Origin of the sequence: Streptomyces sp. NPDC048718 (assembly GCF_043198875.1) — a bacterium.
Lineage (GTDB): Bacteria > Actinomycetota > Actinomycetes > Streptomycetales > Streptomycetaceae > Streptomyces.
Map to the genome: position 1 here is coordinate 181,480 of NZ_JBICVG010000009.1, position 14,238 is coordinate 195,717.

Genomic DNA, 14,238 nt, shown 5'->3' on the forward strand with positions numbered 1-14,238 from the left:
GGAGTAGCACGATGAGTGAGCTCACCCGGCGCAAGGTCCTGCGGCGTTCCGCCGTGGCGGGCGGTCTGGCCCTCGGCGCCTCGGTCCCGGCCATGGGCCTCGCCCAGGCCGCGCCCGCCCGCCCCCGGCCCACCATGCCGGGCGGGGCCCCCGATCTCCCGGCGGTCACCATAAGACCCGCGGACGCCCGCTACCCGGAGCTGATACGCGGCACCAACCAGCGCTGGGTCGGCACCCCCGACTACGTCCGGCTCGTCTCCTCCGCCGACCAGGTCGTCGACGCCGTGCGGGAGGCCGTCGCCGCCGGCAAGCGGATCGCGGTGCGCAGCGGCGGCCACTGCTACGAGGACTTCACCACCAACTCCGACGTCAAGGTCCTCATCGACCTGTCGCAGCTGACGGACGTGAGCTACGACGCCGACCAGCGGGTCTTCGTGGTGGAGCCCGGCGCCTGGCTGTCCAATGTCTACAGCGTTCTGTTCAAGCGCTGGGGCGTCACCCTGCCCGGCGGCTCCTGCCCGTCGGTCGCGGCCGGCGGTCACATCGTCGGCGGCGGATACGGCGCGCTGTCCCGGCTGTTCGGACTCACCGTCGACCACCTGCACGGCGTCGAGGTCGTGACCGTCGCCCAGGACGGCACCGTCAGCAAGGTCGTCGCCACCCGGGACGCAACCGACGCGAGCCTGCGCGACCTGTGGTGGGCGCACACCGGCGGGGGCGGCGGCAACTTCGGCATCGTCACCAAGTACCTGCTGCGCACGCCCGGCGCCATCGGCACCGACCCGTCGACGCTACTCCCCCGCCCGCCGTCGGAGCTGCTCACCAGCACCGTCACCTGGTCCTGGGACGGCCTGACGCAGGCCGGCTTCAAGCGGCTGGTGCAGAACTACGGCGACTGGTTCGTCGCCCACGGCGGGCCGGACGCCTCCTGCCTCGACCTGTTCAGTCAGCTCAAGGTCTCCCACAAGTCGGCCGGCGCGATCACCATGGTCACCCAGATCGACGCCACCCGGCCCGGCGCGCAGGCCGACCTCGACGCGTTCATCGCGGCGGTCGGCGCGGGCGTGGCCGTCACCCCGCAGGGCATCACCCAGCGGCTCCCGTTCCTGCACGCCACCAAGTGGCCGGGCTTCGCGGGCGGCGACCCGACGCTGCGGTTCGAGGACAAGTCCGCCTACATGCGGGCCAGTTTCCCCGACGACCAGCTGACCGCGGCGTACCACCACCTGACCCGCACCGACTACACCAACCCGGCGGCGCTGCTGCTGATCGCCGGCTACGGCGGCCGGATCAACGCCGTCGCGCCGAGCGCCACCGCCGTGGCCCAGCGCGACTCGGTGCTGAAGCTCCAGTACCTCGCGTTCTGGCAGGACCCCGCCGAGGACGCCCGACACCTCGGCTGGGTACGGGAGTTCTACCGGGACGTCTACGCCGCGTCCGGCGGCGTGCCGGCGCCGAGCCGCGTCAACGACGGCTGCTTCGTCAACTACGCGGACGTCGACCTCGGCGACCCGGCGCTCAACACCTCGACGACGCCCTGGTACGCGCTCTACTACAAGGACAACTACCCGCGTCTGCAGCGGGTGAAGTCCGCCTGGGACCCGCGCGGCATCCTGCGCCACGCCCAGTCCGTCGAGCCGGCCACCCGCCGGACCTCCTGACGTCCGCGGCCCGCCGGGCCCGTGGCGTCCACATACCGGCGGACCCGCGATCCCGCGCGGTCCGCCGGGCCCCCTGACATCCGCGGCCCGTCCGGCGGGCCGCGGCGCCGCACCGGTCTCCCCCGGCGCGGCATCCCCCACCTGCACGACAGCAAGCTAGGAGAGAGCCATGCCTTTCGCTTCCACGAACGGCTCCAAGGTGGAGTACTTCGAGACCGGCACCGGCCCCGGTCTCGTCCTGGTCCACGGCACGGGCGGCGACGCCGGTACGTACGACCACCTGCGCGACACCTTCAGTGACCGCCGTACCGTCGTCGTCCCCAACTACTCGGGCAGCGGCGCCACCGAGGACGAGGGCGGCCCGCTGACCCTGGACCTGCTCGTCGAGCAGATCGGTGCCGCGATCGAGGACAGCAGCGCCGAGGGCCCGGTCGACCTGCTCGGCTGGTCGCAGGGCGCACTCGCCGTCGCCGCCTTCGCCGCCAAGCACCCAGAGAAGGTGCGCCGCCTTGTGCTGCTCGCCGGCTGGATCAAGAACGACGCCCGCCAGGAGCTGTTCTTCGACCTGTGGGACCGGCTCGACAAGCTCGACCACGAGACCTTCGGCCGCTTCCTCCAGCTGAACGGCTGGACCACCACCCAGGTGAACGCCCTCGGTGTCGCGGGCGTCGAGGAGATGGTCTCGGGCGGCATCCCGGCGGGCATCGGCCGGCAGATCGCGCTCAACCTGGAGCTCGACCTCACTGACCACCTGCCCCGGATCACCGCGCCCACCCTGGTGATCGGTGCCACGCACGACCGGATGATCCCGGTCGCGCACTCCCGTGAGCTGCACGCGGCGATCAAGGGCAGCCGGTACGCCGAGCTGGACGCGGGTCACTTCGCGGTCTTCGAGAAGCCGGCCGAACTGGCCGCGCTGGTCGAGGAGTTCCTGGAGGAGGACGCGGCCTGACGCGTCGGGTCGGGTCGGGTCACGCCGGGCGTACGTCGTACGCGTGCCGTACGCAGGGCGCGACACCCGTACGAGGCCCCGCCGGGGGTGGCGAAAGCCGCCCCCGCCGGGGCTTTCGCGTGGCCGGGTACGGGAAACTCAAGGGAGCGGCGGTTCAGCGCGCCGGGGTCGCGGGGACGTGCCGCAGCCGGTTGACCAGCGACGCCGTCTCCGGTTCAAAGGCGGCCAGGTCGAGCGCGAGCGACAGTTCACGGGCGAAGGTGTCCTGCGCCTGCGCGACCAGCTTGCGGCCGTCCGCGGTGAGATGCGCGAACATCACCCGGCGGTCCTCCTCGCCGACCGTACGGGCGACCAGGCCCTCGTTCTCCAGGCGGCCGACCAACCGGCTCATCGTGGACTGGCTCGACCCCACCGAGTCGGCGAGCTCCTGCATCCGCAGCGCTCCGCGCCCGAGAACGGACAGGGCGGTGAACTCGGAGGCCGTCACGCCGTGTTGGCGCTGGAGCTTCTTGTCGAGCTTCATACTGACCCCGTTCACCAGGAGCAGGAGCTGCCTCCACAGTTCGAGTTCACCACTGAGTCGCCCGCGCGCGGCCGTCGCCATGCCGTCTTCACCGTCCTGTCCTCACCTGCGCCCGGCCCCCGGCCTCGCCGAGGCGGCCCCCACGCCTCGCCCTTCCGTACCGGCACAGCAGTGAATACTTGCCTTTGCAAGCATAGGTCAGCACGCGTCCCGTGAACAGAGTGTGACGGCCGGAGAAGAGCCGGTGCACCCTCGGTACGGACGCACCGGCTCGTTCTCGGCTCCCGTCCGGGGCCCGGCCCCGGACCTGGGGGATCAGCCGTTGCCCGCCGTCACGGGCTGCTTGGCCCCCTTGACTCCCTTGGCCGCGGCGGGCCGCCGCTCGGACCGGGGCTTGGCGAAGTGCCGCATCATCGGCATCTCGACGCCCTTGTGCAGCAGCCACGCGGCCCCGAGGCACACCGCGAAGTACAGGGCCATGACGCCGAGTCCGCCGGCGAAGCCGAAGTGGCGGGTCTCGCCGATCAGCGAACGCACGTACACCAGCAGCACGTTGTGCACGATGTAGAAGGCGAACGACACCTCGCCGAGCCACACCATCACCCGGCCCCGGAACGGCGAGCGCTCCCCGCGCAGGTCGGTAGTGGCGACGGCCGGGATGAGCAGCGCGAACGGGACGAGCGCCGCCGCGTTGAGCCCGAAGAGCCAGGGGGTGGTGTTGGCGATCGCGTAGCCGACGACGACCAGGCCGCACGCGGGCAGCATCCCCAGGTTGATCCAGCGGCCGGTCATCAGGATGCGGGCCATCACGATGCCCAGGACGAAGTCGAGGGTGCGCACCGGCGGCAGCATGTAGACGGCCCAGTACTGGATCTCGGAGACCGGGAAGCCGTTGGACATGGTGCCGTTCGGCAGCAGGAGGTAGCCGAGGGCCGGGATCGCGGTGATCACGACGGCGAGCCCGGCGGCCCAGGCCCACAGCCGCTCGGGCCGTATCCGCGCGATCCAGCGGTGCAGCAGCGGGAAGCAGAGGTAGAAGAAGACCTCGCAGGACAGCGACCAGCTGGGCGGGTTGATGCTCAGGTACGTGTGGTACTTCGGGATCCATGTCTGCAGCAGGAGCAGGTTGGGGAGCCACTGCTGCCAGGTCGCGGTGGCCGCCGCGAACAGCACCATCGCACCGATCCAGCCGGCCACGTGGCTCGGGTAGAGCTTGACGAGACGGCGGCGCCAGAACCGGCGGGGGGTGTCGTTCGGGCGGGCCGAGTACGTCAGCACGAAGCCGCTGAGCAGGAAGAAGAAGGTGACGCCCATCCACCCCGTCTTGCTCGCGGCGGCGTGGAAGAAGTCCGAGACGCCGCCGCTGAAGGGGTTGAGGGGCGGCTCGGTCGTCAGGGACGCGTGGAAGAGGAAGACCATGACCGCGGCGATGAAACGCAGTCCGGTCAGCGAGGGGAGGCGGGTGAAGCCCTCGGGTCTGGCCGCGGGGGCGTGGATCTCGGTACGGGGTGGGGCGACGTTCGCCGCCATGGGGACCTCCGGTGGGTCGGGTCGGTGAGTGAGGGGTGCGCCAGTGCGTGAGCGGGTGGTGGTGGGGGGAAGGTGGGGATCTCGGCGGCGACTCACCGCCTGTACTTGCATCCCGATGCAAGAGTCAGTCGTGCGCCACGGGGAGAGGTCCGGGCGCGTGCGCCTGCGCCGGTACGGACGCGGCGCGGCGTTTCCTGCGGGCCGCCGCCGTCCCCGCCTCCAGGTCCCGCTGGATCGCGTCGAACGAGCGGTTCTTCGTCTCGGGGACCACCCGCAGCACGAACACCAAAGCCGCAACGCAGACCGCCGCGAAGAACCAGAAGACGGCGGCCTCGCCGAGCGCGTCGGCCGCGGGCAGGAAGAGCTGTCCGACGACGAAATTGGCCGCCCAGTTGACGAGGGCGCACAGCGCGGCCCCCCGGGCCCGTACGGCGGGCGGGAAGACCTCCGCCGACAGGATCCAGAACACCGGGCCGATGCCGACCGCGAACGCGGACACGTACAACCCCATGGAGACCAGGCTGACCAGGTGCGAGGCCCCGCCGAACACCCCGTTCAGGGCGAAGCCGAGCGGGACGAGCGCCACCGCCATGCCCACCAGCGAGCCCACCAGCAGCGGCTTGCGGCCCGCCCGGTCGACCAGCGGGATCGCGGCGACGGTCATCAGCAGGTTGGCCACGCCGATGGCGACGGAGTACATGATCGAGTTGGTGGCCGGCAGGCCCGCCCGGCTCATGATGCTGGGGGCGTAGTAGATGATCGTGTTGATCCCGGCGAACTGCTGCACCGCGCCGATCGTCAGACCGATCAACAGGGCGCGCCGTACGACGGGTTCGGAGAGCATCCCGCGCGGAGCGGCGAACCTGCCCGGCTCGCCGGCCCGGCCGCCTCCCGGCACCCCGTTCCCGCTCCCGCTCCCGCTCCCGCTCCCGCTCCCGTTCCCGTCCGCCCGCTCGCGCTGCCGCCGGGCCGCCCACACCGGGCTCTCGGGTACGAAGAAGAGGCCGATCAGCATCACGACGGACGGGACCAGGCCCGCACCGAACATCGCGCGCCAGTCGGCGTCCCCGGCGAACCAGAGGTTGATCAGGTACGAGACCAGGATGCCCGCGGTGAGCATGATCTGGTTCACGGTGATGAGCCGCCCGCGCAGCCGCGCCGGCGCCACCTCGGCCAGGTAGAGCGGGACGAGCGAGGACGCCGAGCCCACGGCGAGCCCGAGGACCACCCGCGCGGCCACCAGGGTCCAAAAGCCGGCCGACACCGTGGCGAGCAGCAGCCCGAGGGTGAAGGTGGCGGCGACGGCGATCAGCGTCCGCCGCCTCCCCCACCGGTCGGCGAGCCTCCCGCTCCACAGCGCGCCGGCCGCCGCGCCGAGGAGCAGCGAGGAGATCACCGCGCCTTCCTGGAAGGAGGTCAGCTGGAAGTCGTCCTTGAGGAACAGCAGGGCGCCGGAGACGACGCCCGTGTCGAAGCCGAAGAGCAGCCCGCCGAGGACGACGACGCCCACGGTGAGCGCCAACCGCCAGGCGGGCAGCCGGAATTCGGGCGGGGCGGGCGGCTCGCTCCCGCCGGATGACGCGGGTGGTGCGGGTGGCCGCCCGGGCGGCCCTGTCGTCTCGTCGATGTGCACGGTCACCGGTGTCACTCGCTTTCCGAGTACGTGTGGTTCGCCTCTGTCTCGTTCGCTGCCTGTGTCTCTGCGTGTGTCTCTACTTGCGTCTCTGCTTGCCGTTCTTCGTACGAAGAGATCCGGGTGCCCCGAGTGCTCATGTCTCGGGGCACCCGGTCGTACTCACACCCCGTATCTCGCCCGGTAGAGGGCGAATCGGGTGGTCAACTCCCGCCGCGAAAGGCCGAATTCGGACGGCTGGAAGAGCCGTGCGCGGCGTGCCTCGCGGGCCGTCCCGTCGACGAAGGTCGACACGACGCGGTCGAACATCGGTGTCGCGGTGACCCCCGCGAAGGCCAGGGCGGTCCGCACCTGTCCGGCCGGATCCGCGAGCAGGTCGGCGAAGCGGACATCGAGCAGCCGGCCCCGGGGTACGTCGGCCCGGGCCCGTTCGGCCGCCACGACATGGCGCTCCACCCGGTCCGCCCACTCCGGCCCGGCCGGCCGCACCCGGTGGGCCGTGCGCGCGCGCAGGGCCGTGGCGATCCCGGCGCACGCGGCGACGATGTCCGCCGGGTCGCGGTGCACCTGGATCACCTTGGCGTCGGGATAGACGCGGAGCAGCTGCTTCAGATAGCGGGCGTGGAAGGAGTCGCGCAGCACCAGCCGGGGGGCCGCGATGCGCCAGGTGACCGCCTGGATCTGGGCCCGGTGGAAGGCGTACGCCTCGGTCGTGTCCGCCGTCTCCAGCCACGCGGCGTAGCCGGGCACCCGCCAGGAGAGCGTCGCCGCCATGCCGTGGAAGGCGTTGCCGAGCAGCCGGTGGCAGCCGCCGGGGCGGGTGGGGCCGAGGAGCAGCCCGGAGCCCCGGCCGGCGGTGGCGCGCGCCGGGTCCCGTACGACGCCCGCGGCGCGGTCCAGCGCGGCGCGGCGCTGCCGCAGACCCGCGGGCCGGCCCGCGGGGTCGTGCAGCTCGGCCAGGGTCGGCGCGTCGAGCCCGGGGTGTTCGGCGAGGGCGTTGTGGAGGATGGCGGCGCCGCTGCCGGGCAGTCCGGTGACGAAGAGCGGGGCCCGGATGTCGTTGAGGGCGATCTCGGGCCGGTCGCGTAACAGCCGGATCATCTGCTGCTGCTTCATCAGGGCGGACACCAGTTCGATACGGGCCGACCCGCGCCCTTCCGGGTGCAGATCGGCCTCGGTGTCCAGGGAGTGCAACAGCCGGTCCAGCGCGGGCAGGAAGCGCAGCCCGACGCCGTCCGCGTCGCCGGCGTCGCCGTCGCCCCGCACCCGCTCCAGCAGGTCGTCCACGGCGAGGACGTCGCGCCCGCGCCCGCCCGCGCGGCCGGGCGACCGGACCGTTCCGACGGCCCCCGCCGCGCGCGGCGTTCCCACCGGGCCCATCGGGCCGGCTGTCGCCGCCGGGCCCGCCGGACCCGTCGGCCCCTCGGTACGGACGGTCCGCACAGTCGTGCCGGGAGCCCGCGACGGGGCCGTGCCGCCCCTGCCCCACGCGGGGCCGCCCCCGGATCCGCCCCAGGGAACAGCCGACTCGCGTGCGAGGACAGGAGGTTCGCTCCGTGTGCTCACCGATCCACCTTCCAGATACGTGCGGGACTTCCCTTGGATCCGTACGCGCGCCCTGCCCCCGCCCTGCCCCCCGCCCTGCCTTCGTTCCCGCTTTGGGGCCACCCCTCAGGGGATCACTCCGCCTCGGGCGGCCCGGTCAGACTGGGGAGGACGAGCGCCCAGAGACGGGAGAGGTGCTGTTCCACGCCGTCGCCGTCGCCGTCGCCGTCCCTGGCCGGCAGACCGGGCAGCGGCCCGCCGAGGCGGGACTCGGCGCCCGCCACGAGGTACTCGGCGAGGAGCACCACATCGTGCTCGCTGACGGCCGGATCGAGCCCGTCCCGGCCCACGCGGGCGAGGGTCTCCGTCACGGCCGGCAGCCAGAGCGTGGTCCAGGTGCCGTCCCCGTCGGGCAGTTCGCGCCACAGCCGGACGGCCGCCCGCGCCACCTCGTCGTCCTCGAGCAGCCGCGCGAGGTCCAGGGTCAGGGCGACCACGGTGTCCAGCGGCGGCGTCGCGGCGGCGGCCGCCTCCGCCACGCGGGCGCGTACGGCGGCGTCGCCGCGCGCCCGCACGGCCTGGGCCAGGTTCGCCTTGGCAGGGAAGTGGAAGGTGAGGGCGCCGATCGAGATCCCGGCGGCTCTGGCCACCCGACTCAAGGACGTGCCCTCGTACCCCGCACGCGCGAACTCGTGGGCCGCCGCGCGGACCAGGGACTCGCGGGTCCTCTCGGCCCGCTCCTGCTTCACCATCTGGTTCTTCTCCATCCCCCGGTCCCACACCGACCGGCCTGTCGCCCCAACAGCCACTTTGGGGACCGGTCGCGTGCCGGACAACGCCGACTTCCGAAAGTCGGCCCTCGCGTCCGCCCGCGTAGGCGGGACTTGGCCAAGTAGCGATTGGACCGTCCGCGGGCTACAAAAGAAAACGAACGTTCTCTATTCTTTTTGGAGTCAGGCACGCATCACGGGGAGGGAACGCCATGCCACAGCCCCAGGAACACCGGCTGCCCGGACTCCAGGGCCGCGGACTGGCCGGGGTGCGGGAACACCGGCTGCCCGAGCTGGTCGAGGACGCCTCGATCACCTCGTACACCGAGACCGTCTTCGGCCATCTGCGCCGCGCGGACCAGCGGCGCTGGGCCGCCGCCTTCGTGGCGGGGGTACTCGCGACGCCCGGCCGCAAGTCGGTGAAGCGGCTCGCCGCCCAGCTGCAGGCCGGCCCGACGGCCGCGCAGTCGCTGCACCAGTTCGTCAACGCCAGTCCATGGGACTGGAATCCGGCCCGCCACGAGCTGCTGCGCCTGGCCGAACGTCGCTCCCGCGTCCGCGCCTGGACCATCGGCGTCGCGGTGCTGCCCAAGCGCGGCAACCACTCCTGCGGCGTGCACCAGCGCTTCGAACGAGCCACCGGCCGGACCGTCAACTGCCAGGTCGGAATAGGCTTGTTCCTTTCCTCGGACAGCGCACACATACCCGTCGACTGGCGGCTGCTGCTCACCAAGGAGTGGCAGGAGGACCCGGAGCTGCGGGCCCGGACCCGCATCCCCGACACCGAGCCGCACCGCTCCCCCACGGAGCAGATACTCGACCTGGTCGACACGCTCACCCCGCTCACCGGCCGCGACCCGGTCCCAGTGGTCGCCGACATGAGCAACCACCCGACGGCCGGTTCCCACCTCGCTGCCGAACTGACCGCACGGGGACGGGACTTCGTCATAGCCGTGCCGCATGGACTGCCCGTCGCCCCGGAGGGTCAGCGGGCCGCCTCGCCCGGGTCACCGGACGGCGTTCTCTCCGCCGGGCAGCTCCTCCAGCTGCTCTCCCCCAAGGGAACGCCGTCCACCGCGATCGACTTCACGCACGGACCGCAGCACCAGCGCGGCGCGGCCGGATCGCCCGGAGTCCCCAGGGCGCTGGGAGCCCCCGGGACGCCCGGGACGCTCGGATCGCCGGGCACGCTCGGATCGCCCGGCGGGCTCGGCTCGCTCGGGTCGCCGCGCGCCGATCGGCTCGTCTCCGCGCTGGTGCGACTTCCCGGACGGCACGGCAACTCGCTGGGTCTGTACCGGGTGTTCGCGCGCTGGCGGCCCGGGATCCCCGGCGTCGGAAGAATCTGGCTCACCACGCTGGTGAACCCGCGCCTGCACGATCTGCTGCCCTTGGTGCAGTCGCAGTCCGGCACCATCGCCGCGCTCACGGACCTCACCGAGCACTACGGCTTGCGCGACTTCGAGGGGCGGTCGTTCCCGGGCTGGCACCACCACATGACGCTGGCGTCCGCCGCGTACGTGTACGACCGGCTCGTCGCGCCGGGCCGCGCGGCGGCCCGGCAGCCGGCCCGCCGGATCGCCTGAGCGGGGCGTACCGCCCTGGTGCGGCGGGGCGGTACGTCCATCCGGGGCGCTGCGCCTGTGCGGGGCGCGGCGCCGGAGCACGGTGTGGAGCCTGAGCGCGGTGCGGCGCGCGGGGCAGGGCACCGGCGCGGCACCCGGGTGCGGCGCGCGGCTGCCGCGTACCGCCCGGGCGCGATGCGCCGCGAGCCGTCCGGGGCTCCCCCACGGGGCCCCGGCCGGCTCGCGGCGCGTCAGTGAACTGCCGGACCGGCGTCGGACGGTGACCGAACGGACGACGCCAGACGGGCATCAGGCGGATATCAGGCGGACGTCACACGGACCTCACGCGCCCGTCCAGCCGCCGTCGACCGGTACCGCTGCGCCCGTGACGAACGAGGACCGCTCGCTGAGCAGCCACGCCGCGGCCTGCGCGACCTCGACCGGGTCCGCCATCCGCTTCTGCATGGAACGGGAGACGAAGCTCTCCTCCAGGGAAGGAGTGTCGTTGAGTACCTGCTCCATGAGCTCCGTCCGAGTGCTGCCCACCACCAGGGCGTTCACCCGGATCCCGCGCTCGCCGTACTCGTGTCCGCCCGCCTTCGTCAGGCCGATCACCGCGTGCTTCGCCGCGATGTACGAAGCCGTGGCACCCGTCGCGACCACGCCCGCGCAGCTCGCGGTGTTGACCACGGCGCCCCCTCGGCCGTCCGCCAGCATCGCCCCGATCTGGGCCTTCATACAGTTCCAGACACCCCGGACGTTGACGTCCATGACCTGGTCGAAGACGGAGTCGTCGGTCTCGTGCAGCGGGGTGCCGGCGGTGGCCCAGCCCGCGTTGTTGAAGCCGCCGTCGAGCCGGCCGTACGTGCGCACCGCGGCCTCGACGACCCGCGCGACGTCCGCGGGGACGGTCACGTCACCGGCGACCGCGAGGGCCCTGCCGCCCTCGCCCGTTATCTCCTCGGCCAGCTTCTCGATGTACCGCTCCCGGCGCGCCATGAGGACCACGGCCGCCCCTTCCGCGGCGAACAGCCGTGCCGCGGCCGCGCCGATCCCGCTCGACGCTCCGGTGATCATGATCGTCTTGCCGGCCAGCATGCCCTCCCCGCCGCCGGTGCCGTTGGTGTCGTGGGTTCCGTTGCTGCCATTCGTGCCGTGTGCGCTGTTCATGGGTGGTGAGGTCCTCTCGTATCCGCTGGGCTCGGGCTCGGGACGTACGGGGGCCGTATGGCCGTCAGTTCGCGCTCACGGCGGGCCAGACCGTGCCCGCGGCGGCCTCCGCGTCGAGCATCCGCAGCAGCTCCTCGTCGATCGCGTCGAGCGAGTCGACGATGTGCCGCACCTCCAGCTCCTTCATGAACGTGCCCTGAAAACTGCTGGGATGGCCGATGAACGGCACGCCGAGCGTCTTGGCCGCCTCGGCGACCCGGGCGACATCGTCCACGAACAGCACCTCGTCGAGGCCGAGATCGAAGACGTCCGTGACGATCTCCTTGATGCCCGGCCGGAAGGAGTCCGTGCAGACATAGCCGGGACCGTCGAAGAGGTGGGCCCAGGCGCCCAGATGGGTGTCGAAGTGGGGCTTGCTCAGGCCGCCGTAGCAGACCACCTGGACGCCCAGGCTCCGTACCCGCTCGATCAGTTCGGGCGCGCCGGGATGGGGGGCCACCGGGTGGTCGGCGACATGGCGGTCGCGCTCGGCGAAGTAGATCTCCAGGGCTTCCTCGCCCGTGATGTCGAGGCCGGCCGCGCGGGCCATCTCGCCGCCCGCCACACGGCGCGACTGGGAGAGGATGCGGCGCTCGGTCTCCGCGTCGTACACACCACCCCGACTGGTGATGAAGTTGCCGATGACGGGGCTGAACGTGTCGTTGAGCAGGACGCCGTCGATGTTGAGCGCCACGAGGCGCAGGCGGTCCAGGGGCCGGTTCATGGTTCGTCCTTGTCCGAGTCGGGTTCAGGCAGATGGAACGGTCATGGGTGGTGCGCCGCCGGGCAGGTTCGCCGCCGGTCGTGCTCGTGCTCGTACTCGTACTCGTGCTTGCCGGAGGGGGCGGGGGTCGGGGCCACGGTCGCTTGGGGACCAGGCGATCGGGGCCGTATCGAATGGAGGGTCGTAGCGGATCGGAGCCGTAATGGATCAAGGTCGTCAGGGGTCGGCATCCTCGCCGATCCGGGCCGCCGCCGACGGGTTTTTTACCGGATCCGGTGGATCACCGGCAGGGTCGCCCCGGCCGATGACCCGGCGCCGCGATCGCGGGGCCACATCAACGGGCCCCGGAACATCAGGCGTTGACGGCGATCTCCCGCGCCTCGCTGATGTCGGTCCGGTCGATGCCCTCCGGCGTGGCGATGGCGGGCATCAGCAGCCGCCACATGCCGCGCGTCCGGGCGGGCAAGTCCTCGCGGCCGTTGGCGAGGAGGGAGTACTCTTGGAGCCCCGTACACGCGGACACGATGAACTCGGCGAGTTCGGGGAGGTGTACGTCGGTGCGGACATGGCCCATGCCGCGGCCCTCGCCCAGGCACTCCTCCATGATCTGGGCCCACTGGCGGTACGGGGTGATGTCGTCGAAGCCGAAACCCGTCTGCTCACTGGTGAGCCGGACGCCCGCGCGCAGCATCAGGTCGGTCCGCAGCTTGTGCGACCAGACGAGGGTGATGTCCACCAGCCGCTGCAGACCCTGTGACTCCAGGGCGGGCACTATGCTCGTCGGCTGTGCCCGCATGACGGCCAGGGCCAGCGCTTCCTTGTTCGGGAAGTGGAAGTAGACGGCACCGAGCGTCACTCCCGCGCGGTTCATGATCTCCCGCATGCCGGCGCCGTTGTACCCGCGCTCGTCGAACACCTCGGCCGCCGCCCGAAGGATCTCCTCGCGGGTCTTCTGTGCCCGCTCCTGCTTGGGTTTCGTCATCAGTTCCGTACCCTCCCTCGACAAACAAAAAGAACGACCGTTATTTTACGTGACGTGGTTCTGGGAGACCAGAGCCCGCGCACTTCGCACGGGCATCGACGGCACTCATCCCTGGGGGGACCCATGACTCTCGCTCCGTTCGCTTCGGCCACTCCGTTCGCTTCGCTCACCCGGACCACGCCCGCACGGAACCTCCAACTCCGCCCTGTACCGCAGGAGTTGGTCCACAAGCTGGATAGATCCGAGGTCCTTCTCACGGGCTGGGCACCCGCCGGCGAGGACCGCGTCACGGTCACCGCCCAATGGCCGCGCACCCACGCCTTCTACGCCCCCGCGGCCGGGAACCACGACCCGATGCTGCTCGCCGAGTCGCTGCGCCAGTGCCTGCCGCTGATCTCGCACGCGGTCTACGACGTGCCGTTCGGCCACCACCTCATCTGGCAGCACTTCTCCTTCGAGATCGACCCCGACTCGATGGGCGTCGGCGGCGGCCCCACGGATCTCCAGCTCCGGATCACCTGCTCGGACATCACCCGGCGCGGCGGCCGTCTCGCGGCCCTCACCATGGATGTCGACGTCCTGCGCGACGACTGGCCGGTCGCCACGGCGCACACCCGGTTCAGCTGCAACTCGCCCGCGATATACCGCCGTCTGCGCGGCGAGCACTACACGGAGCCCGGCAGCGCCTTTCCCGTGCCGTCGGGCGCGTCGGCCCCGGTGGTGGTGCCCGTCCTGGTGGACCGGGAGCAGCCCGGTGACGTCGTGCTCTCCCCCACCGCGGTGCCGGACCAGTGGCAGCTGCGCGTCGACGCCTCGCACCCCGTCCTGTTCGACCACCCCGTCGACCACGCGCCGGGCATGCTGCTCCTCGAAGCCGCCCGGCAGGCGGCCCACGCGCTCCACGGCCCCTTCGCGGGCGAGGTCACGCCGGTCCGCTTCGACTCGGCGTTCTTCCGCTACGTCGAGTTCGACTCGCCCTGTCTCATCACCGCCCGGGTGGAGCCGGCCGGCTCGACCCCGGAGGGCACCCGCTGCGTATCGGTCACCGCGATACAGGAGGACGCCACGGCCTTCACCTGCCGGGTGACCATGGCGGAGCGCACCGGCGCCCGCCATCTGCGCCACTGACGGCGGCAGTCGGGAG

Annotated in this window: 12 protein-coding genes; 4 read left to right on the top strand and 8 right to left on the bottom strand. The window is 72.0% G+C overall.

The window, feature by feature from the left end:
• Positions 1-11: 11 nt before the first annotated feature.
• Both ACGFRB_RS19135 and ACGFRB_RS19140 read left to right on the top strand, forming a co-directional pair.
• On the top strand, positions 12-1,661 hold the full coding sequence (locus ACGFRB_RS19135) for an FAD-binding oxidoreductase (protein ID WP_393244374.1): 1,650 nt from the start codon (positions 12-14) through the stop codon (positions 1,659-1,661).
• A 169-nt stretch (positions 1,662-1,830) separates the two neighbouring features.
• Positions 1,831-2,613: an alpha/beta fold hydrolase gene (locus ACGFRB_RS19140; RefSeq protein WP_393244376.1), complete on the top strand. Its 783-nt coding sequence runs from the start codon at positions 1,831-1,833 to the stop codon at positions 2,611-2,613.
• A 154-nt stretch (positions 2,614-2,767) separates the two neighbouring features.
• On the opposite strand, the gene ACGFRB_RS19145 is transcribed toward ACGFRB_RS19140, so the two are convergent.
• From ACGFRB_RS19145 to ACGFRB_RS19165, 5 genes are all read right to left on the bottom strand, one after another.
• Positions 2,768-3,217: a MarR family transcriptional regulator gene (locus ACGFRB_RS19145; protein ID WP_363002882.1), complete on the bottom strand. Its 450-nt coding sequence runs from the start codon at positions 3,215-3,217 to the stop codon at positions 2,768-2,770.
• Between the two features lie 234 nt (positions 3,218-3,451).
• Positions 3,452-4,666 (bottom strand): acyltransferase, encoded by a 1,215-nt coding sequence (locus tag ACGFRB_RS19150; protein WP_363002880.1) that lies wholly within the window; start codon positions 4,664-4,666, stop codon positions 3,452-3,454.
• 124 nt (positions 4,667-4,790) lie between these two features.
• Positions 4,791-6,188 (bottom strand): sugar porter family MFS transporter, encoded by a 1,398-nt coding sequence (locus ACGFRB_RS19155; RefSeq protein ID WP_393244629.1) that lies wholly within the window; start codon positions 6,186-6,188, stop codon positions 4,791-4,793.
• A gap of 273 nt (positions 6,189-6,461) precedes the next feature.
• Complete coding sequence (locus ACGFRB_RS19160; protein ID WP_393244378.1) at positions 6,462-7,670, bottom strand: sulfotransferase family protein; 1,209 nt, start codon at positions 7,668-7,670, stop codon at positions 6,462-6,464.
• A 308-nt stretch (positions 7,671-7,978) separates the two neighbouring features.
• Entirely contained in the window at positions 7,979-8,611 is a 633-nt protein-coding gene (locus tag ACGFRB_RS19165; protein ID WP_393244380.1) for a TetR family transcriptional regulator, read from the bottom strand.
• A 215-nt stretch (positions 8,612-8,826) separates the two neighbouring features.
• On the opposite strand from ACGFRB_RS19165, the gene ACGFRB_RS19170 reads away from it, so the two are divergent.
• Positions 8,827-10,200, top strand: a complete 1,374-nt coding sequence (locus ACGFRB_RS19170; RefSeq protein WP_393244382.1) for an IS701 family transposase — start codon at positions 8,827-8,829, stop codon at positions 10,198-10,200.
• A gap of 321 nt (positions 10,201-10,521) precedes the next feature.
• Here the strand turns inward: ACGFRB_RS19170 and ACGFRB_RS19175 are convergent, their stop codons facing one another.
• The 3 genes from ACGFRB_RS19175 to ACGFRB_RS19185 form a co-directional block, all read right to left on the bottom strand.
• Positions 10,522-11,277, bottom strand: coding sequence for an SDR family NAD(P)-dependent oxidoreductase (locus ACGFRB_RS19175; RefSeq protein ID WP_393244631.1), 756 nt, complete (start codon positions 11,275-11,277; stop codon positions 10,522-10,524).
• A 136-nt stretch (positions 11,278-11,413) separates the two neighbouring features.
• The gene (locus ACGFRB_RS19180) at positions 11,414-12,112 is read right to left on the bottom strand and encodes an HAD family hydrolase (protein WP_393244384.1); all 699 of its coding nucleotides are present in this window, start codon (positions 12,110-12,112) and stop codon (positions 11,414-11,416) included.
• 352 nt (positions 12,113-12,464) lie between these two features.
• Positions 12,465-13,094, bottom strand: coding sequence for a ScbR family autoregulator-binding transcription factor (locus tag ACGFRB_RS19185; RefSeq protein WP_393244386.1), 630 nt, complete (start codon positions 13,092-13,094; stop codon positions 12,465-12,467).
• A 123-nt stretch (positions 13,095-13,217) separates the two neighbouring features.
• Between ACGFRB_RS19185 and ACGFRB_RS19190 the strand changes: the two genes are divergently transcribed.
• Positions 13,218-14,222 carry a ScbA/BarX family gamma-butyrolactone biosynthesis protein gene (locus ACGFRB_RS19190; RefSeq protein WP_393244388.1) on the top strand — a complete coding sequence of 335 codons (1,005 nt, stop codon included), beginning with the start codon at positions 13,218-13,220 and terminating at the stop codon, positions 14,220-14,222.
• Positions 14,223-14,238: the final 16 nt, after the last annotated feature.